Source organism: Pseudomonas sp. MWU12-3088 (genome assembly GCF_023242405.1).
Taxonomy (GTDB): Bacteria; Pseudomonadota; Gammaproteobacteria; order Pseudomonadales; family Pseudomonadaceae; genus Aquipseudomonas; species Aquipseudomonas kribbensis.
This window is the reverse complement of the sequence record NZ_JALJEA010000018.1, coordinates 15,352-38,355: the sequence shown is the minus strand read 5'-3', so window position 1 is coordinate 38,355 and position 23,004 is coordinate 15,352. Positions and strand designations below refer to the sequence as shown.

At 59.4% G+C, this 23,004-nt stretch carries 22 protein-coding genes and 4 tRNA genes; 5 read left to right on the top strand and 21 right to left on the bottom strand.

Annotation, left to right across the window (positions count from 1 at the left end):
- Positions 1 to 41: 41 nt before the first annotated feature.
- Positions 42 to 1,001, bottom strand: a complete 960-nt coding sequence (locus M5B98_RS27860) for a sugar ABC transporter substrate-binding protein (protein WP_248744614.1) — start codon at positions 999 to 1,001, stop codon at positions 42 to 44.
- A gap of 201 nt (positions 1,002 to 1,202) precedes the next feature.
- On the bottom strand, positions 1,203 to 1,652 hold the full coding sequence (locus M5B98_RS27855; RefSeq protein ID WP_085712020.1) for a hypothetical protein: 450 nt from the start codon (positions 1,650 to 1,652) through the stop codon (positions 1,203 to 1,205).
- Positions 1,653 to 2,000: 348 nt separating this feature from the next.
- Here M5B98_RS27855 and M5B98_RS27850 point away from each other — a divergent pair, with 348 nt between their 5' ends.
- The 3 genes from M5B98_RS27850 to M5B98_RS27840 all read left to right on the top strand — a co-directional run bounded on the left by M5B98_RS27850 (position 2,001) and on the right by M5B98_RS27840 (position 4,253).
- Positions 2,001 to 3,089, top strand: a complete 1,089-nt coding sequence (locus M5B98_RS27850) for an asparaginase (RefSeq protein WP_248744613.1) — start codon at positions 2,001 to 2,003, stop codon at positions 3,087 to 3,089.
- A 179-nt stretch (positions 3,090 to 3,268) separates the two neighbouring features.
- On the top strand, positions 3,269 to 3,559 hold the full coding sequence (locus M5B98_RS27845) for a DUF1654 domain-containing protein (RefSeq protein ID WP_119427440.1): 291 nt from the start codon (positions 3,269 to 3,271) through the stop codon (positions 3,557 to 3,559).
- A gap of 4 nt (positions 3,560 to 3,563) precedes the next feature.
- Positions 3,564 to 4,253 (top strand): endonuclease, encoded by a 690-nt coding sequence (locus M5B98_RS27840; RefSeq protein WP_248744612.1) that lies wholly within the window; start codon positions 3,564 to 3,566, stop codon positions 4,251 to 4,253.
- A 54-nt stretch (positions 4,254 to 4,307) separates the two neighbouring features.
- On the opposite strand, the gene M5B98_RS27835 is transcribed toward M5B98_RS27840, so the two are convergent.
- Complete coding sequence (locus M5B98_RS27835) at positions 4,308 to 5,219, bottom strand: siderophore-interacting protein (protein WP_248744611.1); 912 nt, start codon at positions 5,217 to 5,219, stop codon at positions 4,308 to 4,310.
- Positions 5,220 to 5,306: 87 nt separating this feature from the next.
- Positions 5,307 to 5,675 carry an SPOR domain-containing protein gene (locus tag M5B98_RS27830; protein WP_248744610.1) on the bottom strand — a complete coding sequence of 123 codons (369 nt, stop codon included), beginning with the start codon at positions 5,673 to 5,675 and terminating at the stop codon, positions 5,307 to 5,309.
- A gap of 251 nt (positions 5,676 to 5,926) precedes the next feature.
- Here M5B98_RS27830 and csrA point away from each other — a divergent pair, with 251 nt between their 5' ends.
- The gene (gene csrA / locus M5B98_RS27825) at positions 5,927 to 6,121 is read left to right on the top strand and encodes a carbon storage regulator CsrA (protein WP_003179932.1); all 195 of its coding nucleotides are present in this window, start codon (positions 5,927 to 5,929) and stop codon (positions 6,119 to 6,121) included.
- A 216-nt stretch (positions 6,122 to 6,337) separates the two neighbouring features.
- Here csrA and M5B98_RS27820 read toward each other — a convergent pair whose 3' ends face one another.
- The 3 genes from M5B98_RS27820 to M5B98_RS27810 form a co-directional block, all read right to left on the bottom strand.
- Positions 6,338 to 6,793 (bottom strand): DUF2214 family protein, encoded by a 456-nt coding sequence (locus M5B98_RS27820; RefSeq protein ID WP_248744609.1) that lies wholly within the window; start codon positions 6,791 to 6,793, stop codon positions 6,338 to 6,340.
- Between the two features lie 350 nt (positions 6,794 to 7,143).
- Positions 7,144 to 7,578: a GNAT family N-acetyltransferase gene (locus M5B98_RS27815; protein ID WP_248744608.1), complete on the bottom strand. Its 435-nt coding sequence runs from the start codon at positions 7,576 to 7,578 to the stop codon at positions 7,144 to 7,146.
- A gap of 152 nt (positions 7,579 to 7,730) precedes the next feature.
- A tRNA-Val gene (locus M5B98_RS27810) sits at positions 7,731 to 7,807 on the bottom strand.
- A 184-nt stretch (positions 7,808 to 7,991) separates the two neighbouring features.
- On the opposite strand from M5B98_RS27810, the gene M5B98_RS27805 reads away from it, so the two are divergent.
- Positions 7,992 to 9,275, top strand: a complete 1,284-nt coding sequence (locus M5B98_RS27805) for an NAD(P)/FAD-dependent oxidoreductase (RefSeq protein WP_248744607.1) — start codon at positions 7,992 to 7,994, stop codon at positions 9,273 to 9,275.
- A gap of 51 nt (positions 9,276 to 9,326) precedes the next feature.
- On the opposite strand, the gene M5B98_RS27800 is transcribed toward M5B98_RS27805, so the two are convergent.
- The 14 genes from M5B98_RS27800 to accD form a co-directional block, all read right to left on the bottom strand.
- Positions 9,327 to 10,298: an XdhC family protein gene (locus tag M5B98_RS27800; RefSeq protein ID WP_248744606.1), complete on the bottom strand. Its 972-nt coding sequence runs from the start codon at positions 10,296 to 10,298 to the stop codon at positions 9,327 to 9,329.
- Positions 10,299 to 10,300: 2 nt separating this feature from the next.
- Positions 10,301 to 11,536 (bottom strand): c-type cytochrome, encoded by a 1,236-nt coding sequence (locus M5B98_RS27795; protein WP_248744605.1) that lies wholly within the window; start codon positions 11,534 to 11,536, stop codon positions 10,301 to 10,303.
- 2 nt (positions 11,537 to 11,538) lie between these two features.
- Entirely contained in the window at positions 11,539 to 12,078 is a 540-nt protein-coding gene (locus M5B98_RS27790) for a (2Fe-2S)-binding protein (protein WP_039771584.1), read from the bottom strand.
- A complete protein-coding gene (locus M5B98_RS27785; protein WP_248744604.1) occupies positions 12,071 to 14,902 on the bottom strand; it encodes a xanthine dehydrogenase family protein molybdopterin-binding subunit in 2,832 nt (943 codons plus the stop codon). The genes M5B98_RS27790 and M5B98_RS27785 overlap by 8 nt, the downstream gene beginning before the upstream one ends.
- Positions 14,903 to 15,312: 410 nt before the next feature.
- Positions 15,313 to 15,389, bottom strand: a tRNA-Asp gene (locus tag M5B98_RS27780).
- A 93-nt stretch (positions 15,390 to 15,482) separates the two neighbouring features.
- Positions 15,483 to 15,559: transfer RNA gene (locus M5B98_RS27775), tRNA-Asp, on the bottom strand.
- A gap of 54 nt (positions 15,560 to 15,613) precedes the next feature.
- A tRNA-Val gene (locus tag M5B98_RS27770) sits at positions 15,614 to 15,689 on the bottom strand.
- Between the two features lie 90 nt (positions 15,690 to 15,779).
- Positions 15,780 to 16,556 (bottom strand): SDR family oxidoreductase, encoded by a 777-nt coding sequence (locus M5B98_RS27765; protein WP_248744603.1) that lies wholly within the window; start codon positions 16,554 to 16,556, stop codon positions 15,780 to 15,782.
- Positions 16,553 to 17,764: an O-succinylhomoserine sulfhydrylase gene (locus tag M5B98_RS27760; protein ID WP_248744602.1), complete on the bottom strand. Its 1,212-nt coding sequence runs from the start codon at positions 17,762 to 17,764 to the stop codon at positions 16,553 to 16,555. Before M5B98_RS27760 ends, M5B98_RS27765 begins: the two co-directional genes overlap by 4 nt.
- An 80-nt stretch (positions 17,765 to 17,844) precedes the next feature.
- A complete protein-coding gene (purF, locus tag M5B98_RS27755) occupies positions 17,845 to 19,350 on the bottom strand; it encodes an amidophosphoribosyltransferase (RefSeq protein WP_007956466.1) in 1,506 nt (501 codons plus the stop codon).
- A gap of 41 nt (positions 19,351 to 19,391) precedes the next feature.
- The gene (locus M5B98_RS27750; protein ID WP_007956464.1) at positions 19,392 to 19,952 is read right to left on the bottom strand and encodes a CvpA family protein; all 561 of its coding nucleotides are present in this window, start codon (positions 19,950 to 19,952) and stop codon (positions 19,392 to 19,394) included.
- A 98-nt stretch (positions 19,953 to 20,050) separates the two neighbouring features.
- Entirely contained in the window at positions 20,051 to 20,719 is a 669-nt protein-coding gene (locus tag M5B98_RS27745; RefSeq protein ID WP_248744601.1) for an SPOR domain-containing protein, read from the bottom strand.
- Positions 20,703 to 22,010 (bottom strand): bifunctional tetrahydrofolate synthase/dihydrofolate synthase, encoded by a 1,308-nt coding sequence (folC, locus tag M5B98_RS27740; RefSeq protein ID WP_248744600.1) that lies wholly within the window; start codon positions 22,008 to 22,010, stop codon positions 20,703 to 20,705. The genes M5B98_RS27745 and folC overlap by 17 nt, the downstream gene beginning before the upstream one ends.
- Positions 22,007 to 22,927: an acetyl-CoA carboxylase, carboxyltransferase subunit beta gene (gene accD / locus M5B98_RS27735; protein ID WP_085712004.1), complete on the bottom strand. Its 921-nt coding sequence runs from the start codon at positions 22,925 to 22,927 to the stop codon at positions 22,007 to 22,009. Before accD ends, folC begins: the two co-directional genes overlap by 4 nt.
- Positions 22,928 to 23,004 lie beyond the last annotated feature (77 nt).

Genomic DNA, 23,004 nt, shown 5'->3' with positions numbered 1-23,004 from the left:
CGCTCGCCCGGACGGGCGAGCGCCGTTGTGTCGCCGAAGGACTACTTTTTGGTGACCAGCTCGATCGGGGTTTCGATGACGCCGTTGGCGCCACTGTCGACTTTCTCGCCCTTGATGATTTTCAGCGCGGTCTCGATACCGAACACGGCCTGTTTGGCAGCGAACTGGTCAGCCGTTGCGAGTACGCGACCATCCTGCAGCATCGGCTTGATGGCATTGATGTTGTCGTAACCGACCACTTGTACCTGCCCGGCCTTGCCGGCCGCACGCACAGCGGAAACAGCGCCGACCGCCATGCTGTCGTTACCGGCCAGCAACGCCTTGACGTCCGGGTACTCGCTGAGAATCGACGCGGCAACCTTGTTGCCCTTGTCGATTTCCCAGTCGCCGGACTGCAGGGAAACCACCTTGATCTGCGCGGCTTCCATCGCATCCTTGAAGCCAGCGGTACGCTGCTGGGCGTTGGTCGTTGTGGAAACGCCCTCGATGATGCCGACTTCGTCACCAGCCTTCAGTTGCTTGGCCAGGTACTCGCCCACCAGACGTGCACCTTTGCGGTTGTCCGGGCCTACGAACGGTACGGAGATATTCTTGCTTTTGATGACGGCGGGATCGAGTTGGTTGTCGATGTTGATCACGGTGATGCCGGCGTCGACGGCCTTCTTGATCACCGGCACCATGGCCTTGGAGTCAGAAGGCGCGATGACCAGTGCATTGACCTTCGCCAGGATCATCTGCTCGACGATGCGGGTCTGGCCTGCCGTGTCGGTTTCATCCTTGATCCCGTTGGAGATCAGGTCGAAATCGGCGGAGTGTTCTTTCTGATAAGCCTTGGCGCCGTCTTCCATGGTGAGGAAGAATTCGTTGGCCAAAGACTTCATGACCAGTGCGACCTTGGGTTTTTCGGGGGACTCGGCGAAAGCCGAAGAGACAGGCAGTGCGGCGGATGCGGCAGCCAGCATGGCGACAGCGAGAAGACGTCCAGCGAATGGCAGCTTCATGGGTTCACTCCGATCTTATGATTATTGTGAGCAACGCTTGCGCTGGCGTAAGCTTCGTCGGCATCTTCCAGACAACAGGGTCTCGGAAAAGCCGCGCAAACGTTTGCGTAGACCGAACTATGCGAATCCTGCCCACGTTTGTCAACAATCAGAAATCGGTATTGATTGTAGGGCGAATCCGCAGATTCGCCCCTTAAGTGTTCAAGCCGTGGTGTTGACCACGTTACCGGCGGAAGAACCTTTCGACATTTCCTTGACCAGCGCGGCCGAGACTTCCAGCAGCGCACCGCTGGTTTCGGCGATCTCGCCCTGAACGGCCATGACCGCCTGCGACTTCGCTTCCGGAGTCGGATAGCTCGCAGCTTGTGCCGCAGCCAATCGTTGCTGCTGCTCCTGCAATTGTTTCTGTAATTCCTGCATCCGCTTGAGCAGCATCTTGACGGTGACACTCAGGTTATCGCCACCCCCTTCGGTCTTGCTGTCTTCTTGCGCGGGACCGCCGGTCCTGACCTGATTGCTCTCTGGTTTTTCTGCGCCCAGCGCTTCGGTAGAAGCATCCGCTTGCGCATCACTCATCGCATTGATCGTAGCTGCGGTTTTGCCGCCGATGGTGACAGCTCCGGGGTTGGAAAAACCGATCGTCAGTGACATGTGAACTCCCTCAATTCCAGTTTCCTTCAAAACCCATCGGCCTGCGGGATGCTTTCTTTAGCAGAGAATGCAAATCCGGCAACCTCACTTGTCCTGCAAAAGATGTAGTCCTTTTCGGAGAGCCGAACGCGAAAGCCTCCAATGTTCGGAATACCGGATCAGCGATTCGGCCGGGGACTCACCAATCCATAAAATATTGATATAAATCATAAGGTTAAACATTTCTCTAACGCAAAGTACGGCTGGTACAGATCCTGCTCCCTCCCTGCACCCCTGGCATTCAGATCGGCCCGGGGCGTATCTAGATGAACCTGCATCAGCACCGTCTCACTACTAGAGAGAAAAATAATGAAATCTGCTTTCAAGACATTGGTTCCGGGCGCTTTGGCCCTAATGCTGCTCCTGCCCTCCGCCCTTCAGGCAAAAGAAGTCGAAACCCAGGCCAAACTGGCCAACGTGGTGGTTCTCGCTACCGGCGGCACCATTGCCGGCGCCGGCGCCAGTGCGGCCAACAGCGCTACCTATCAGGCCGCCAAGGTCGGCATCGAGCAATTGATCGCCGGCATTCCCGAGCTGAGCAAACTGGCGAACGTGCGTGGCGAGCAAGTCATGCAGATCGCGTCGGAAAGCATCACCAATGAAAACCTGCTGCAACTGGGTCGCCGCGTATCCGAGCTGGCCGACAGCAAAGACGTCGATGGCATCGTCATCACCCACGGCACCGACACCCTGGAAGAAACCGCTTACTTCCTGAACCTGGTGGAGAAAACCGACAAGCCGATCATCGTTGTCGGCTCGATGCGCCCAGGCACCGCCATGTCGGCAGACGGCATGCTCAATCTGTACAACGCCGTCGCCGTCGCCAGCAGCAAAGAAGCCCACGGCAAAGGTGTGCTGGTGACCATGAATGATGAAATCCAGTCCGGCCGCGATGTCAGCAAAATGATCAACATCAAGACCGAAGCGTTCAAGAGCCCATGGGGCCCGCTGGGCATGGTGGTCGAAGGCAAGTCCTACTGGTTCCGCTTGCCAGCCAAGCGCCATACCATGGATTCGGAATTTGATATCAAGAACATCAAGAGCCTTCCTGACGTAGAAATCGCCTATTCCTACGGTAATGTCGGCGACACCGCCTACAAAGCCCTGGCCCAGTCCGGCGCCAAAGCCATCATTCACGCCGGCACCGGCAATGGTTCGGTGTCTTCTCGCGTCGTCCCGGCCCTGCAGGCCCTGCGCAAGGATGGCGTTCAGATCATTCGTTCTTCCCACGTCAATGCCGGCGGCTTCGTTCTACGCAACGCCGAACAGCCTGACGACAAGTACGACTGGGTCGTGGCTCACGACCTGAACCCGCAAAAGGCCCGCATCCTGGCGATGGTCGCCCTGACCAAAACCAATGACAGCAAAGAGCTGCAACGGATGTTCTGGGAGTACTGATTCACCCTCGCCCGGCCAGATCTCGGTCGGGCACCCGTCTCACCACTCGCTGTCCTGGCGGGTGGTGCAATTACCTACACCGCCCCTGCTTCTTTCCTGCACAAAAAATTCGGATGAGCCACATCAAAACCGGAAAACCGCTGTCAGAGGATTTTCTTGATTTTTAAGCAGTTGCGAAAATGCCTACAGTTAAATACTGTATGCACGTACAGCTTAATAAGGATAACCTCGTGGCCACTTCCTCTGACGCTCCCGATGCCTACGAACGCATGGGCATGCGCGTTCAAAAGATCATCAACTCCCCCACCGCACAAAAAGCCAAAGCCGCTCTGATCTTCCGTCTTCCGGATGAACCGATCGATGAGTGGGAGCGCCTGCTGGAAGAGATCGACGAGAACGACAACGTCACCCTCGCCTACCGAGACGATGGTGGTGTGCAGATTTTCTGGGTTGTACCGAAGGAAGATTGACTCAATGATTGTCCGTTTTTTTGCTTTGCTTTTACTGCTCATTTCCCTGGGTGCCCAGGCTGGCGCACCCCGCACATTCACCGAGGCCAAGAAGGTCGCCTGGAAGCTGTACGCACCACAATCCACCGAGTTTTATTGCGGGTGCAAATACACGGGAAACAAGGTCGACCTGGCGGCTTGCGGTTATGTACCGCGTAAAAATGCCAAGCGCGCCGCCCGCATTGAATGGGAGCACATCGTCCCGGCCTGGGAGTTCGGCCATCAGCGCCAGTGCTGGCAGGAAGGTGGACGCAAGAACTGCACGCGTTATGACCCGAGCTACCAGAAAGCTGAAGCCGACCTGCACAATCTGGTCCCGAGCATCGGCGAGGTCAACGGTGATCGCAGCAACTTCAGCTATGGCTGGCTACCGGTCGAAAAGGGTCAATATGGCTCCTGCCTGACCCAAGTCGACTTCAAGGCGAAGAAGGTCATGCCCCGCCCTTCGATTCGCGGCATGATCGCCCGCACCTATTTCTACATGAGCAAGCAATACGGCTTGCGCCTGTCGAAGCAGGATCGCCAACTGTATGAAGCGTGGGACAAGACGTACCCGGTGCAAGACTGGGAGCGTCAGCGCAATCAAAGCGTGGCGTGCGTGATGGGGCGCGGCAATGAGTTTGTCGGGCCGGTGAACATGAAAGCCTGTGGCTAATCAATCACGCAATAGAAAAGGCCTCGCGTTTCAAGCTCGAGGCCTTTTTTGTGGTCAGCCGCCGGGCTTGTTGTATCGCCAGTAGCCCATCAGATTGAGCGCATCTCGCGGGATACCGCGCTCCTTGATCAGGTATCGGCGCAAATTCATGACCGCCGCAGACTCACCGGCAATCCAGCCATAAAAACCGTCAGTGGCGGTTTCGGCGATTTCCCAGAGGATCTCCTGATCGATATCGACGTCGGCCAGTTCTACCGCCTGATTGACCGTCGATGCGTCGACAGGTAGCGCAGCCTTCCGCACCGCCTCCACCATCAGCGTCCCGGCAACCGCCGCTCCCTCCTGCTCTCGAATCAACCACTGTACCGACAGGCCGGGCCAGTCCGGGACTGCGAGCATGTCCTGAGCACTGTCGACCTCGAAGAACACTTGAGTCTGGGGTGGTTCTGCAAGCGCGGCCAGTTCATCGAGTATCCCCATCGCAGCGGGCAAAGCCGTTGAGTCGGCGACCAACAAGAGTTGTTGAAGGGTTTGAGGCGGCTTCCATTCAAAACCACCCGCCTCCTCGGCCGAAAACCGGCTATCGGGCGCCAGAATCTGCATCGACTCGCCCGGCCGCGCTCGAAGAGCCCAGCGAGAAGCCGGCCCGGTTTCGCCATGCAGTACAAAGTCGATGTCGACTTCGCCCCGATCGGCACGCAAGTGGCGAATGGTGTAGGTGCGCATCGCCGGGCGTCGATCCGCCAGCATTGAGCGGAAACGAGCGTACCAACCCTCACTCTGAGAGAGCCGGGCTGGCGAACCGTCCGCGGCCGGGAAAAACAGTTTGACGCGCTGATCAGGCGCCCACGTTGCCATCTCGGCAACAGCCTCGCTGGCGAGGGTAATCCGCATGAGGTGCGGACTCAGCTGATGCTTGTGTCGTAAAACAACGTCGAACAACTTGTAGGGACTGGCGGAGGCCATGCGGAGCTCCTTCTGAGTATCTTCGGTGACGCCTTTAAAAACGAATCACACCGGACACCCTTTAGTCAGCCCCGCCGAAAGGAATCTTTACTGTGCTGCGGTACGCTCGATCACGAGCGTCTCGATATTCTGTTTTTTCGCCTTGATCAGCGCCGCATTCACATCAGCCTGTTTCGCTTCGGCTTCAGCTTTGGAATTGAATGGCCCCAGCAGGATCCGGGTTTTTCCGCTGGCATCCTTGATGACATTGGCGATAAACGCATGCTCGATCAACCAGCCGCTCAGATCACTGACGGCTTGAGGCGTTTCGCCCCGCACTTCCAGATCCCATTGCGGACCGGACACGGCTGCCGGCGCTGCCACCGCTACCGATTTTGACTTTTGAGCATCTACACTCTTGCCTTCACCACATCCCGCCAATGCCAGTGCTGCGACCAACCAGACCAATTTGCGCACAACGCTTCCCTCTGAATTCTCGAAAGGGGGGATCTTAACATTCGCGAATACTTTCAGAGCCCAGCAAAATGGGCACAAAACTACGAGATTGATGATTGCCGCACCTGTATAGTTACGCGCTGGGAATTAATGCCGCATCTGCGCGTCAGAAAGAGGCACCCAAACCGTGAGACTTCGCACTAATCTATACGTACCACCGACCTCTGCACTGTCTGAATCAGGTGCCCTACAAAGCAATCAAGGAGAAGACCATGCTGATACTCACCCGCAAAGTCGGTGAAAGCATAAACATTGGTGATGACATTACGATCACCATCCTCGGCGTAAGCGGCCAACAGGTTCGCATCGGCATCAACGCTCCAAAGAACGTTGCCGTACACCGCGAAGAGATTTATCAGCGCATCCAGGCTGGCCTGACCGCACCGGACAAGCCACAAACCCCCTGAGCCCTTTCGCAGTCAGTAGCCAGTCTGTTCACCTTCGCGTAATGACTGGCTAAAGATCCGAGCGCCGTATTGCCATCCCCCCACCTCATTGGTGACGGCGCAGGCTATTTTCCCTCCTGCTGCAACTCCCTCCCCCTTCCTCGCCACCGATACTAACCATCATTTCAATGGCTGGCTGTCGGACGTTTCCGAATCAAAGCCGGGAATTGCGCCCGCCTAGCCGAACGTCACCCCACGCGCCATCCCGGTGGCCGCTATCACCATCAGAACCAGCAACAACGCCTCGGCATGACTGATTCGTGCAAACATCTTCGCTCGCCCTGTCTCGAGGGAATTTCCCCGCGCCAGACCTATCCGCCACTTGATCAATGTAATCATCGGCGCAAGCTCCAGAAGCAGAATCAGCACAAACAGCGTCATCTTCAAATGGAACAGCGGCTGATGCAGATAGTAATCGGTGCCCTTTTCGTAACCGCCAAAAGCTCGCATGCCACCCGTAACCAGCAGCACCAGCGCAGATAACCCCCATAGATTGTCAGCGAGCAAAACCCGCCGAACCTCGCCCGCCCCGGCCGCCAGGCGGCTGAAAGCTGTTCCGCGCGTCAGCACGGCCCAGAAACCCAGGGCAAATGCCAGCAAGTGAACTGCAGCCAGAAACCAATGAACCAGCATTGATGAACTCCCGTCAGACTGAGATGAAAATCGGCCAGACAGTAGTAGTCGAAAAAATATGGACTTGCCCGATGCCGATCTGAAAGGCAGCGCAGGTTGAGAAAGACGACAGGACAAATGCGTGAGGAGGGGTAAATCGCAGGCAAAAAAAATCCCAAGCAGCTGATGGAAGCTTGGGATTTAAAAATGCATAAACCGTGGTGGTGAACGCGGGGCGGATATTACTGATTTTCTCAGTGTGTAACAACGTATTTTTGATAACCGGCCAGTTAAAAAAAACCGTAACCCCTTAAATATCCACACTTTTTAAATGGACGCCAAGGTTTTCGGCGACGAACGGCGGCACGCGCTTAACTCAAGAACTTCACGAAAACGAGCTCAGGATCGCCCGGATCCAGATTCTCCACCCGTCCGCTGTGTTGATAACCAAGCCCCTCCAAAAGCCGTCGCATCGGCAAATTGGACACATTGGTCGAGGTAAAGATCTTTTCTGCCGAGGAGTGACACTCCATATAACTCACGATTTGCCGGCCTGCACCGGAACGCCTGATTTCACTGGAGACGACCACGAGAGGAATAAACCATTCGCCAAAAAAACTTCGATCCAGGCAACCGTAGCCGATAGGAGCACCAGGATCGTTCTTCTCGTAGACAACCCAACACTCCCCCGCCCGGACAGCCCTCGCAATGTATTTTCGGCGGCTGTCATCTCTTCCGGCGACAGGATCAATCTTCAACAGGCTTTCGATATCGCCCGTGATGGCTCGTCTGACTTGGCGATTCACGCACTCCCTCCCCCACAGCTGACATTCGCCGGAGTGTAGCCATCATGAATCGAGTTGACGCTTCAAGGCCGGGCCTTAGAAATCGCAGACAACAAAAAATGGCCCACCTTTCGGTGAGCCCTTCCAGACCGCCCAGCAGAGCGGATTTTGTTTGGTAGGCGCGATTGGACTCGAACCAACGACCCCCACCATGTCAAGGTGGTGCTCTAACCAACTGAGCTACGTGCCTGCTGTGAGGCGGCATTCTACGGAATTCCGGAGGGGTGTCAACACCTTTTTTTCACCTAACCCTATGAATATGCAAAATATTTAATTTCGACCCATCGCAAGAAGATTTCCCGGTGGCTGGCGGAGGTTTTTCAACTCGGGTAGGATCGTCGCACTCGTAAAATATATTAAACAGAGGCTGCAGGATGGCGAACACCCCTTACCCAGAGTCTTATTACGCTGCGTCGGCCAACGCCGTACCGCCACGCCCTGCCCTGCAGGATGACGTGGAGACGGATGTCTGTGTGATCGGCGCTGGTTATACGGGTCTTTCCTCGGCCCTGTTCCTGCTGGAGAACGGTTTTCGCGTGACCGTGCTGGAAGCCGCCAAAGTCGGCTTCGGCGCTTCAGGACGCAACGGCGGGCAAATCGTCAACAGCTACAGCCGTGACATCGACGTGATCGAACGCAGCGTCGGCCCGAAGCAGGCTCAGTTGCTCGGGCAAATGGCGTTCGAGGGCGGCCGGATCATTCGCGAGCGAGTCGCCAAATATGATATCCAGTGCGACTTGAAGGACGGTGGCGTATTCGCGGCCCTGTCGGCCAAGCAGATGGGCCACCTGGAATCACAGAAGCGCCTGTGGGAGCGTTTCGGACACACCCAGCTCGAGCTACTGGATCAGCGCCGCATCCGTGAAGTGGTCGCCTGCGATCAATACGTCGGCGGCATGCTCGACATGAGCGGCGGTCACATCCACCCTCTTAATCTGGCACTTGGCGAAGCCGCTGCCGTGGAATCTCTGGGCGGCACCATCTATGAACAGTCACCGGCCGTGCGCATCGAACGCGGCGCCAACCCGGTCGTGCATACACCGCAGGGCAAAGTCAGGGCCAAATTCATCATCGTTGCCGGCAACGCCTACTTGGGCAATCTGGTGCCGGAACTGGCAGCCAAGTCGATGCCGTGCGGCACGCAGGTCATCACCACCGAACCGCTCGGCGATGAGCTGGCAAAATCCCTGCTGCCACAGGACTACTGCGTCGAGGACTGTAACTACTTGCTCGACTACTACCGCCTCACTGGCGACAAACGCCTGATCTTCGGCGGCGGCGTGGTGTACGGCGCGCGGGATCCGGCGAATATCGAGGCGATCATCCGCCCGAAAATGCTCAAGGCCTTCCCGCAACTCAAGGACATGAAGATCGACTACGCCTGGACCGGCAATTTCCTGCTGACCCTGTCGCGTCTGCCTCAGGTCGGGCGCCTGGGCGACAACATCTATTATTCCCAGGGCTGCAGCGGCCACGGCGTGACCTACACGCACCTCGCCGGCAAGGTGCTGGCCGAGGCGCTGCGCGGCCAGGCCGAGCGCTTCGATGCGTTTGCCGACCTGCCGCACTACCCGTTCCCCGGCGGGCAACTGCTGCGCACACCGTTTGCCGCGCTGGGCGCGTGGTATTACGGACTGCGCGACAAGCTCGGTTTCTGACGCGCAAAAAAAGGGCCGCTGAAAAGCGGCCCTTTTTACATTCAGCATCAATCACAGCTGATCTCGTGCAATCCCGCTACGAATCCGCAGGATATCCGCGAGCACTGCCAAAGCGATTTCCGACGGTGTCTTGCTGCCAAGGTTAAGACCGATCGGCGCATGAATCCGCGCCAGCTCGCTTTCCCCCAGACCGCCAATCCGACGCAAACGCTCAAAGCGCTTCTGCGACGTCTGTAACGACCCCATCACGCCGATGTAGAACGCCTCGGTGCGCACCGCTTCCATCATCGCCAGATCGTCGATACGCGGATCGTGGGTCAACGCCACCACCGCCGTATCACGGTGACAGCCACCCTCGGCGATGAACACTGACGGCAGTTGCCGGCGAATCTCCACGCCATTGAGCACCACGCCTTCCAGCACCTCGTCACGCGGGTCGCAGAGAATCACTTCGAAGCCGAGACCGACCGCGAACTCCGCACAGGCCTGCGCCACACTGGAATAGCCGGCCAGCAACAAACGCTGAGCAGCACCGATGCGGATCCGCACGCGATCGATTTCACGCTCGATCCGCGCACCCTGCTCGCGATCCGCAAACAGGCTGCGCGCGCCCGTGGCCAGATCGACCTCGCGAATCAAGCGGCGCTGCCCAAGCAACGCCGATTCGAGTTCACGCAGATGCGCCTGCACATCGCAACCGGCGTCAAATTTCTCTACCAGCACATCGAGAATGCCGCCACAGGGCAGGCTGACCCGCGAACGCGGATCGTCACCTTCGCCATAACGCACGACGTTGATTGCATCGAGAAATGCACCTTCGGCGACGCGCTCGAGAAAATCTTCCTCAACGCAACCACCGGACAGCGACCCGATCCACTGCCCGTCATCGTTCACCGCCAGCAGCGAACCCGGCGCACGAGGCGCCGAGCCGTAGGTCGTCAGCACGGTACAAAGCCAGATGCGCTGTCCCGCCGTCGACCATTCCAGCGCCCGACGCACAACCTGCAGATCGAGATGCTGCATGATCAGTGCGCCTTGTGCTCGATGGACGGGGCATCAGCCTGCAGCTTCTGCACGTCGCCCACCGCCAGTTCAGCAGATTGACCACCCCAACCCTGACGCAGGTAGTTCAGCAGATCGGTCAACTGTTCAGCACTGAGCTTGTCGGCAAAACCCGGCATCGGCTGCATGTGTTCGAATCCGGCGAATTTCTGCTCGCCGATACCGTCCTCGATCACTCGAACCAGATTGCGCGGATCTTCCAGGCGCAGCGTGGTATTGCCGCGCATGGCTACCGCAATGTGCGGTTTGCCTTCGCCACCGGCCGCGTGACAGCCGGCGCAGACGTTCAAGTATTCCTGACGGCCGCGCTGGGCGCTGGCACTGAGCTTCTCCACTGGCACGTCGGTCAGCTCTTTCGCTGCCGGCGGCTTGTCGCCGAGCAGGAAGGTTGCCATCGCTGCCAGATCCGGATCATTCAGGCCCTGGGTGCTGTTGTGGAATACCGGGAACATCTCGTTGAACATCGTGCCCTGGGCACTCATGCCGTGCTTGAGGAACGTGCTCAGGTCCTGTTGATTCCAGCCGCGCGCTGCCAGATCCGTTGCCAGCAGGCTCGGTGCCAGATAGCCGTTGAGGATGCCGCCGGTCAGGCGCTTGTCCAGTTGCATCGCGCCCGGCAAGCCGCGTGGCGTGTGGCATTCGCCGCAGTGCCCCAGCACTTCGACCATGTACTGGCCGCGCTTCCAGGCGTCACTTTTGCCTTCGGCCGGCTCCAGCTTCAAGGCTTTGCCGTACATCATGTTCCAGCCGATCAGGCCCGGACGCACGTTGAACGGGAAGCTCAGGCTCGTCACCGGCGCGGCGCGCTCAATCGGTTCGATGGTTTTCAGATACGCGTGAATCGCATCCGAATCCGCACGCGGCATCAGGTGATACGAGGTGTACGGCATCGCCGGGTACAGATTGGCGCCGTCACGACGCTTGCCTTCGGTGAGTGCAGCGAAGAAGTCGTCATCGCTGTACAAACCGATGCCGTGCTCTTTGCTCGGGGTGATGTTAGTGCCGTAGATCGTGCCGAACGGCGACACGATCGGCAGGCCACCGGCAAACGGTGCGCCGCCCGGAGCTGTGTGGCAAGCCATGCAGTCGGCGGCGCGGGCGAGGTATTCGCCGCGCTTGACCTGATCATCCGCATGAACCGCCAGAACAGGCACGGCAAACCCGACCGCCAGGGTCAGGCGGGTCAATAAACGCTTCATGCTTAACCCTCCTTGACCAGGCCGAGATCGGTCAGCACGTTGCGGGTGGCGTTGTAGTAACGCACGTACCCGGTGCAACGGCAGATGTGATGGCCGAGGCTGTCCTCGATGACTTGTTCCAGTTTGCTTTTGACGATCGGCTGGCGTTGCAGCTTTTCCACCAGCACGGTCGCGGCGTTGACGAAGCCTGGCGCGCAGTAGCTGCACTGGAAGGCAAACTCATCGACGAAACGCTGCTGGATCGGGTTCAGCTCGGTGACCTGTCCCTGCTCGTCACGCTTGGCATGGCCTTCGATGGTGCGGACTTTCTTGCCCTCGAAGTAATGCGCGCCGGTGATGCAGGTGCGCACTTCTTCGCTGGTGCCGTCCGGGTTGTCGACGATCACCACACAGGCGTGGCAGATGCCCTGGCCGCAGCCCAGGCGCGAACCGGTGAGGTTCTTGTATTCGTGCAGGTAATCGATCATCGGCAGGTCATCAGGGATGTCCACCGGGCCGACGGATTGACCGTTGAGGGTCAGTTGAAGCGGACGGTTAGCCATTGAGGGCCTCCTTGATGCGCGCAGCAGTGATTGGAAGATCGCGGACACGTTTGCCGATGGCGTGGGCCACGGCGTTGCCGATGGCGCCAACCACCGGGATCATCACCACTTCGGCGATGCCTTTGGACGGATCGCTTGGCGACAGCGGCGGCAGGATTTCCGACGTCTGCTTCCACACCGCCACATGGCGCGCCATCGGCAGGCGATAACGGTTGAAGTTCCAGTCCCCCTCCCCCGGCCCGCCTTCGTACAGCGGCATCTCTTCCATCAAGGCGTGACCGATGCCCATGGCGATCCCGCCTTCGAGCTGGCCACGAACCAGTTCTTCGACCAGCACCCGACCGCATTCCAGCCACGAGTGATGGTTGAGCACTTCGACTTCTGCCGAACCTTTGTTGACCTTCAACTCGACCAGCGTTGCGACCGGGCTGTAGTAGGTCACAGCAGCGTTGTTCAGCTGAACCACCGGATAGGCGATGTTCTGCCGATCCAGCAGGTGGAAACCGTCGCTGGTCATTTGCGCTTTCTTGGCTTTCGGGGCGCCGTCACCGTACTTCACGGCCAGACCGTCGAGCGGCAGACGCTCGCGCACGCCGTCGATGCTGTATTCGGCTTCTGCCCAGCTCCAGCGGTTGAAGCCGTGAACCGTGGCAGCCGTGACCAGACCGCGCTCGTGAGCGCGCTTGGCCAGTTCTTCGAAACTCAGCGGCTGCATGCCGTTGGCCGTCAGTTTGCCGTCGACCCAATGCGCATCTTCGCGACGTACGACGTAAGGGTTGGCCTGGCCACCGTATGGACCCTGACGCCAGATCTCCAGCGCTGCCGGCCACAGACCGTGGTTGAACAGCACGCGCGCCGCTTCACGGGTGGCGTGGCTGAAGTAGTAGGCGGAGTTGGTTGCCGACGAGGCCGACGCCAGCTTGCCGACCCAGCGCGGGTTGCGCAGGAAGTTGTCCTGCTCGGCCTGGCTCATGATGTAAGGGTTGCCGGCGGTGACCAGCTGCATTTCCTTCCATTCGGTTTCGCCGGTCTTCACGTCGTGCGCCGGGCTGCCGAGGAAATCGGCGACCACCAGGGCTTGCGAAGTGGACATGCCGGTGCCGATCTCGATGCCGATGTGACGCAGGGAAATGCGCCCTTCAGCGGTGAATTCGATGCTGGCCATCGGCGCTTCGGAACCGGTGCCGAAGTCTTTCTGGCAAATGGCGAAACCGACGCCGTACCAGTTGTCCGGATCCGCTGATTCGCGCTGTTTCTTGATCGCGTCGCGGCTCTTCCAGACTTCGTGCAGCGAAGCCTTGTCGAGAATCTCGTGCAGGCGCAGTGCACCGGCCGGGATCGCGCCCTGGGTGTTTTTCATCCCCGAACGCAGCGCGTTCTTGCGACGCAGGTCGATGGCATCGACACCGAGGCGATCGGCGATTTCATCGACCATCATTTCGGTGGAAGCCATGCTCTGCAGCGTACCGTAGCCGCGCATCGAACCCGCTTCAACCCCACGGGAGTGGTAAGCGGTAACTTGCAGATCGTTCTGCGGCATGTAGTAAATCGACTGAGCTGCTGTTGCACCAACCGCAGCCACCGACGGGCTGTAGTTGATCCGGCCACCACCGTCGACGCTCATTTCGGCGCGGAAGATCTTGAAGCTGTGATCGGTCTTGTCCACTGCCAACTGGTAGCGGATGTCGAACGGGTGGCGCTTGATGCCGCTCTGGAACTGCTCGTAGCGGTCGTTGGCCAGGCGAATCGGCACACCTGCGCCGTACAACGCTGCCAGGGCCGCGTAGTAGACGAAAATGTTGTGGTCCTTGGAACCGTAACCGACGGTGTAACCCGGATGCATGTTCAGGTTCGCCAAGCCGAAGCGCGACGGCGAGATCATTTTTGCGGTCTCGGTGGCGGCTTCCAGCGGGCACTGGGTGGCGACGACGAAATGCAGGGTTTTGGTCGCAGGGTCGTACCAGCCGTTGCCGTTGTCCGGCTCCATCGCGGCAGGTTCGATCGACGGGGTCTTGTAGCGCTCGTCGAACACCAGCCAGTTGTCCGGCGGCGTGTCGATCTCTTTCTTCATGCGGTCGGCGTAGAACAGACCGCGCTCGGTCAGGTTGCCGTGCAGGTTCGGCTGGGAATTCCACACCGGGCGACGGTTCTTCAGCATCGGGAACAGGATCGAGTCCTTGAGGCTGGCGAACTCGTCTTCGTCCGCCGAGGTCGGGCCACCGACGCGCACGTAGCGGAAACTGCCATAGGGATCGCCTTCGTAGAACGGTACTTTTGCACCGTAACGAATCGCTTTGTCATTGAATTTGAGTTTGTTCTTGGCCTGACGGAAACGCTCGAAGTCGTTCCAGATCAGGATCGCGACCGGATGACCGATGAACATCGGCACCTTGCCTTCCGGCAGCAATGGATCCGGAGCGTGCTCTTCCGGGAATACGATGCCGTCCTTGTCCAGATCGGCCGCGGTGACGATGCGGTCAGGCTGCAGATCGGCGCCAAGCCACGACAGGTCGTAGCCGTCGTAGATGCGATCGGCCTTGATGGTTTTCAGCAACATGGCGTGGCCTTGCTGCTGGGGCCAGCCCGGCATGTCCTTGGAACGGATGTCACGGGCAAACACTTTGCTGCCGCAGACCTTGGACAAGGCATCGTTACGCTGGCGCGCCTTGCCGTTGTTGCCGAGCCACTGCTCGGACGGCACGGTCACGCTGTTTTCCATCAAGGCAGCCAGCGCCTGACTGCTGAGCGGAGTGAGCGTAACGCTCACACCCGCCACCAGCCCGCCCTGAAGGAACGAGCGCCGGGATATTTCACGGTTGGACATGGATCATCCTCTGGGCGGTTATGGATCCGCCCTTCTGGTTATCTACTGGGAATCTCGAGTCTTGCAGAAGCCCTTTTTGGCTAAACAAAGGGCGTGATGACAGTGCAAAGCTGACCGAAAGGTTAACTTTAAAGGTTTCTGCGCTCGCAGCAAACAACCAGTTACAAAAATCTGACTAAAGAATCAAAAATCAATGTGGCATTGCATCGCAGCGACCCGATGACGCAGAGGATATTGCCGCGCGGACAACGTGCAGTCGTCGCGAGGCAACTGGAGGAGGAATTTGGGAAAGGTCAAATTTCAGACACAAAAAACCCCGGTCTTTCGACCAGGGTCTTTGCTATCGACTCCGAATCAACCAACGGTTGCTTTCGGTGTTTCAAGGCGTTCAGTGGTCCTTGAAACAGATATGGCGCAGCGGACGGGACTCGAACCCGCGACCCCCGGCGTGACAGGCCGGTATTCTAACCGACTGAACTACCGCTGCGTATCGCTTTGAGCTGACGCTCAAGTAACTCGTTTGACTGAAAGCTTCGGTGCTTTTCAATCGCGAACCAGACAGTGCCTGACTCGTTAAATATGGCGCAGCGGACGGGACTCGAACCCGCGACCCCCGGCGTGACAGGCCGGTATTCTAACCGACTGAACTACCGCTGCGCGTCGGTGGAGGCACTTTCAGCCTACCTCTTGCTTTCGCAAGTCTCTCGGGAGTGGTGGGTGATGACGGGATCGAACCGCCGACATTCTGCTTGTAAGGCAGACGCTCTCCCAGCTGAGCTAATCACCCGTTTGCATCTCCGAGGCCGCGAAATTTACGCAGGTAGCGAACCTAAGTCAATAGCAGGATTGAAGTTTTTCTCAAAAAGACAAAAACATGTCATTCCGAGTAGATCATCTTCTTGGTCATACCGCCGTCGACCACGAATTCCTGCCCCGTCACAAACCCTGCATTCTTCGACAGCAGCCACGCCACCATCGCCGCCACATCCTCAACCGTCCCTACCCTGCCTGCCGGATGCTGGGCATGATCGGTATCAGTCAGTGGTTCGGCACGCCGTGCGGAAGGATCCCGCGCGTCGATCCAGCCCGGGCTGACCGCATTGACGCGAATCTCCGGCCCGAGGCTGATTGCCAGCGCATGAGTCAACGCCAGCAAGCCGCCCTTGCTCGCCGCATAGGCTTCGGTATCGGGTTCTGACTGCGCCGCCCGGGTCGAGGCCAGATTGACGATTGCCCCATTGTGCGCCCGCAGATACGGCGCACAGTGCTTGGCCAGCAACATCGGCCCGCCGAGATTCACCGCCAGCACCCGGTTCCAGTAGGCCAGATCCAGGCTTTCCAGAGTGATGTTGTGCGGATCGGCCACCGCCGCGTTACACACCAATGCATCCAGACGACCGAACTGCCCCAATACTTCCGCGACACCGAGCGCCACCTGGCTTTCATCCGCCACGTCCATGGCGATAAACCAGGCATTTTCACCCAGCACTTTCGCCACTTTGGAACCACGCGCCCGGTCCAGGTCCGTCAGCACCACTTGCCAGCCTTCGCTGATCAGCCACGCTGCGATCCCCAGACCGATACCGCGAGCGGCCCCCGTAACCAGCGCAACGCGGCCATGGATGCCCGTATTTGGTGTGGACAACTCGATCACAACGCCGCCAGACCGAGCGCCAGGTCGGCTTGCAGGTCAGCGACGTCTTCCAGGCCGACCGCGATGCGGATCAGGCTGTCACGAATCCCCGCCGCTTCACGCTCCTGCGGCGCCAGACGGCCGTGGGACGTGGTACTCGGGTGAGTGATGGTGGTCTTGCTGTCACCCAGGTTGGCGGTGATCGAAATCAACCGGGTCGCATCGATAAAGCGCCAGGCGCCCTCTTTGCCGCCCTTCACCTCGAAGCTGACCACCGCACCAAAGCCCTTCTGTTGACGCTGGGCCAGTTCGTGCTGCGGATGACTCTTGAGACCGGCGTAATGCACCTTCTCGATGCCATCCTGCTGCTCCAGCCATTCGGCAAGTTGCTGGGCGTTGGCACAGTGCGCCTTCATCCGCAGATTCAGGGTTTCCAGACCCTTGAGGAAGATCCAGGCGTTGAACGGGCTCAGGGTTGGCCCGGCGGTACGCAGGAAGCCGACGATTTCTTTCATCTGCTCGCTGCGACCGGCAACCACGCCGCCCATGCAACGGCCCTGGCCATCGATGAACTTAGTGGCCGAATGCACAACGATGTCTGCGCCCAACTTCAGCGGCTGCTGCAACGCCGGCGTGCAGAAGCAGTTGTCGACCACCAGCATCGCGCCCTTGGCGTGAGCGATTTCCGACAGCGCGGTGATATCCACCAGCTCAGCCAGCGGATTGGACGGCGACTCGACGAACAGCAACTTGGTGTTGGACTTGATCGCCGCATCCCAGGCCGACAGATCAGCCAGCGGCACGTAGTCGACTTCCACACCGAAGCGCTTGAAGTACTTCTCGAACAGACTGATGGTCGAACCGAATACGCTGCGCGACACCAGCACATGATCGCCGGCGCTGCACAGGCTCATCACCACCGCCATGATCGCGGCCATGCCAGTCGCCGTCGCTACGGCCTGCTCGGCACCTTCCAGCGCAGCAATGCGCTCTTCGAACGAGCGAACGGTCGGATTGGTATAACGCGAGTAAACGTTGCCCGGCACTTCCCCGGCAAACCGCGCAGCGGCGTCGGCGGCGGTACGGAACACGTAGCTGGAAGTGAAGAACATCGGATCACCGTGCTCGCCTTCCGGCGTACGGTGCTGACCGGCACGTACGGCCAGGGTATCGAACGCTACGCCTTCGAGGTCGCTGTCCAGCCGACCGGCATCCCATTCCTGACTCATGCTGTCACTCCTTGCCCTGTTCTCGATAAATAAAAGTCTTTTGCCAGATACAAAACCGGCCCCTAAGGGCCGGTTGAAACTCAGTTGTTGTACAGATCAATGATCGCACTGACCGCCTGGGTCTTGACCTTCGAGGCATCGTTGCGTGCCTGTTCGATCTTGTTCAGGTAAGCCTCGTCGACGTCGCCGGTGACGTACTTGCCGTCGAACACTGCGCAGTCGAAGTTTTCGATCTTGATCTTGCCGCCGCCGACCGCTTCGATCAAGTCAGGCAGGTCCTGATAGATCAGCCAGTCAGCGCCGATCAGGTCAGCGACATCCTGAGTCGAACGATTGTGTGCGATCAGCTCGTGAGCGCTCGGCATGTCGATGCCGTACACGTTCGGGAAGCGCACCGCAGGGGCGGCCGAGCAGAAGTAGACGTTTTTCGCGCCAGCTTCGCGAGCCATCTGGATGATCTGCTTGCAGGTGGTACCGCGAACGATCGAGTCGTCCACCAGCATCACGTTCTTGCCGCGGAACTCCAGCTCGATGGCGTTGAGCTTCTGGCGTACCGATTTCTTGCGCGCGGCCTGGCCGGGCATGATGAAAGTACGACCGATGTAACGGTTTTTGACGAAGCCTTCGCGGAATTTCACACCCAGGTGATTCGCCAGTTCCAGTGCCGCAGTGCGACTGGTGTCCGGAATCGGGATGACCACGTCGATGTCGTGCTCTGGACGCTCGCGCAGGATCTTCTCGGCCAGTTTCTCACCCATGCGCAGACGGGCCTTGTAGACCGACACGCCGTCGATGATCGAGTCCGGACGCGCCAGGTAGACGTGTTCGAAGATGCACGGGGTCAGGGACGGGTTGGTCGCGCACTGACGGGTGTGCAGCTTGCCGTCTTCAGTGATGTAGACCGCTTCGCCCGGCGCCAGGTCGCGAATCAGGGTGAAGCCGAGTACGTCGAGGGAAACGCTTTCGGACGCGATCATGTACTCGACGCCTTCGTCGGTGTGACGCTGGCCGAACACGATCGGACGGATGCCGTGCGGGTCACGGAAACCGACGATGCCGTAACCGGTCACCATCGCCACGACGGCGTAACCACCGACACAACGGTTGTGCACGTCGGTCACGGCGGCAAACACGTCTTCTTCGGTCGGTTGCAGCTTGCCGCGCTGGGCCAGTTCGTGGGCGAACACGTTGAGCAACACTTCCGAGTCGGAACTGGTGTTGACGTGACGCAGATCGGATTCGTAGATTTCTTTGGCCAACTGTTCAACGTTGGTCAGGTTGCCGTTGTGCGCCAGGGTGATGCCGTACGGCGAGTTGACGTAGAATGGCTGGGCCTCGGCCGAGGTCGAGCTGCCGGCAGTCGGGTAACGGACGTGGCCGATACCCATGTGGCCGACCAGGCGCTGCATGTGACGCTGCTGGAACACGTCACGCACCAGGCCATTGTCCTTGCGCAAGAACAACCGGCCATCATGGCTGGTCACGATACCGGCAGCGTCCTGGCCGCGGTGCTGGAGCACGGTTAGCGCGTCATACAGCGCCTGATTGACGTTCGACTTACCGACGATACCGACGATGCCACACATGCGACGCAACCCCTACTTAATGGATCTGAACTGAACAACACTCACTGAGGCGTTTTGGCCGACGGCAAGAGTTGCTCCTTGAACGGAATATCAGCGGGTACGCTGATTCCGCTGGCAAGCCACTGACTGCTCCACCCGAGAATCAGGTTTTTGGACCAGTCGGCGACCAATAGAAACTTTGGCACGAGCTGTGATTCTTTCCACCACCCGTCCTGCTGTACCGGCCCCAGGCTCAACAGCCCGACCGCCACGACCACCAGCAACACGCCACGCGCAGCGCCGAAGGCCATGCCGAGGAATCGGTCAGTCCCGGACAACCCGGTGACGCGAACCAACTCGCCGATAAGATAATTGATCATTGCGCCCACGATCAGTGTGGCGACAAACATGATGGCACAGCCCGTGATCACACGAGCCGACGGTGTTTGAATGTATCCGGCGAGGTACTCGGACAGTGAACCACCGAACATCCAGGCAACCGCTCCTGCGATGATCCAGGTCACCAGCGATAGTGCTTCTTTGACGAAGCCGCGGCTCAAACTGATCAAAGCGGAGATGGCGATGATTGCAACGATCGCCCAGTCAACCCAGGTAAATGGCACAGTGCAGCCTACAGACGGATAAGGCGGCGCATTTTAGCAGAGCGCATGGCTGTCGGTAAGCTGCGATTGTCAGTGCATTTCAATCGAGGTGATAGTTTTCAGCCACGCTCGGGCTGGAAGCGCACCACAAACCCCTTTAGGTTCTGCTGGCGGCTCAACAGATCGCGTAAACGATCGGCTTCGGCGCGCTCGATCAGCGGACCGACAAACACCCGATTCTTGCCATCGGCGGAGCGGATATAAGCGTTGTAGCCCTGACTGCGCAGGGTTTTCTGCAGGCTTTCGGCGCTGGCGCGGCTCGACAGACTGGCCAGTTGCACCGACCAGCTCACCGACAGGCCATTGGCATCGACGCGGCTCTGGGTGGTATCCGGCTTGGCAGACAGCGCAGCGATCGGCTGGGCCGGGGCTGCAGCAGGCTTGGTCACGGGTGCAGGTGCCGGAGCAACTGCGACTGGTTTGGCTACCGGAGCTGGAGCCGGTGTCGGCGCAGCAGGCGCAATCGGTGTCGCTGGCGCCGTTTGCTCGGCAACTTCGTAGTCGCTCGGCACTGGCTCCTGAGGCAGAACCTGTGGCTCAGGCACCGCTACCGTCTCCATCTGGATCTGCGCCACGGCAGGTGCCTGCGGTGCAGCCGGCGCATCGACGGTCACCTGACGCTGCTCGTCCTGACGGGAAAACAGCATCGGCAGGAAAATCACCGCCAGCGCCACCAGCACCAGAGCACCGACCATGCGCTGCTTGTACGCTTTATCCAGCAAAGCCATTTGCCGCTTCCTCCGTGGAGCGCCGGGCCAGCCATTCAAGGGCCTCGGCGACACAATAAAATGATCCGAACAGCAAGATCTCGTCGTCGCTGGTGGCCACTGCGCACTGCCCTTCCAGGGCGGCCGCCACGCTGTCATAAGACGTGACCGACGCACCAAGGTTCTGCAATGCAACATTCAATTCAACCACCGGACGCGCACGCGGCGAATCCAGTGGCGCCACCGCCCAATGCTGGACGCTGGCATTCAATTCACCGACCACACCGTCCAGATCTTTGTCCGCCAGCAGGCCGAACACCGCCAGGCGCTTGCCGACCGGCGGGCGAGCCGCCAGACGCCGGGCCAGATACTCCGCTGCGTGCGGGTTATGCCCGACATCCAGCAGCAGGTTCAAGCGCTTGCCGTTCCATTCGAACGAGCGACGATCCAGACGACCGACCACGCGAGTCGCCTGCAAGGCCGCAACAATCTGCTGAGCATCCCAAGGCAGACCGAGCAGCAGATAAGCCTGCAACGCCAGCGCAGCGTTTTCCATCGGCAGATCGAGCAGCGGCAAATCCCGCAGCTCGACGACCTGACCGTCAGCACCGGTGCCGCGCCACTGCCAGAATTGATCGGTGATGCCGAGATCGAAATCGCGCCCACGCAGGAAGAACGGGCAAGCAAGCTCGCGCGCCTTGTCCAGCAAAGGTTGTGGAGGATTCAGATCGCCGCACAGCGCAGGTTTGCCCTGACGGAAAATCCCGGCCTTCTCGAAAGCCACGGATTCACGGGTGTTGCCCAGGTAATCGGCGTGATCGACACCAATGCTGGTGACCAGCGCGATGTCGGCATCGACCACGTTGACCGTGTCCAGACGCCCGCCCAGACCGACTTCCAGCACCACCGCATCGAGCCCGGCCTGCTGAAACAGCCAGAACGCTGCCAGGGTACCCATTTCGAAGTAAGTCAGGGAAGTCTCGCCACGCCCGGCCTCGACCGCCGCGAAGGCTTCGCACAGCTGCGCATCAGTGGCTTCGACGCCATTGAGCTGCACCCGCTCGTTGTAACGCAGCAGATGCGGGGAATTGTAGACACCAACGTTCAGGCCCTGCGCCCGCAGCAGCGAAGCCACGAAAGCGCAGGTCGAACCCTTGCCGTTGGTGCCGGTGACCGTAATCACCCGAGGCGCCGGCTGGCCCAGCCCCATGCGGGACGCTACCTGTTGCGAACGCTCCAGCCCCATGTCGATGGCCGAAGGATGCAACTGCTCAAGGTAGGCGAGCCACTCGCCAAGGGTACGTTCGGTCATACGTTGGCAGGCACCGGCGGAACGACGATCGGTTCGATCGGCGCGGCAACGAAGGTTGGCGTCGGCTTGCCGGTCAGTTGCGCCAGCAGGTTGCCCAGGCGTGGACGCAGCTCGCGACGGTCGATGATCAGGTCGATTGCGCCGTGCTCCAGCAGGAACTCGCTGCGCTGGAAGCCTTCAGGCAGTTTTTCGCGAACGGTCTGTTCGATCACACGCGGACCGGCAAAACCGATCAGGGCTTTCGGCTCGCCGACGATCACGTCGCCGAGCATTGCCAGACTGGCGGAAACGCCGCCGTAGACCGGGTCGGTCAGTACGGAGATGAACGGAATGCCTTCTTCACGCAAACGTGCCAGCACCGCCGAGGTCTTGGCCATCTGCATCAGCGAGATCAGGGCTTCCTGCATCCGCGCACCACCGGAGGCGGAGAAGCAGACCATCGGGCAACGGTTTTCCAGGGCGTAGTTGGCGGCGCGCACGAAGCGCTCACCGACGATGGCGCCCATGGAGCCGCCCATGAAGCTGAATTCGAACGCCGAAACCACGACAGGCATGCCCAGCAGGGTGCCGCTCATGGACACCAGTGCGTCTTTCTCGCCGGTCTGCTTCTGGGCAGCCACCAGACGATCCTTGTACTTCTTGCCGTCGCGGAATTTCAGACGGTCAACCGGCTCCAGGTCTGCACCCAGTTCAACACGGCCTTCGGCATCCAGGAAAATGTCGATGCGCGCACGTGCGCCAATACGCATGTGGTGGTTGCATTTGGGGCAAACGTCCAGGGTCTTTTCCAGCTCCGGACGATACAGCACGGCCTCGCAGGACGGGCATTTGTGCCACAGACCTTCAGGCACCGAGCTCTTCTTGACCTCCGAACGCATGATCGAAGGGATCAGCTTGTCTACCAACCAGTTGCTCATGCTTTCTTTCTCCAGTACCGGCGGCCCGAACGCTCTGGTTCGCGGCCCCGCGTATGCCCTTCAGCTAAATTCATGTG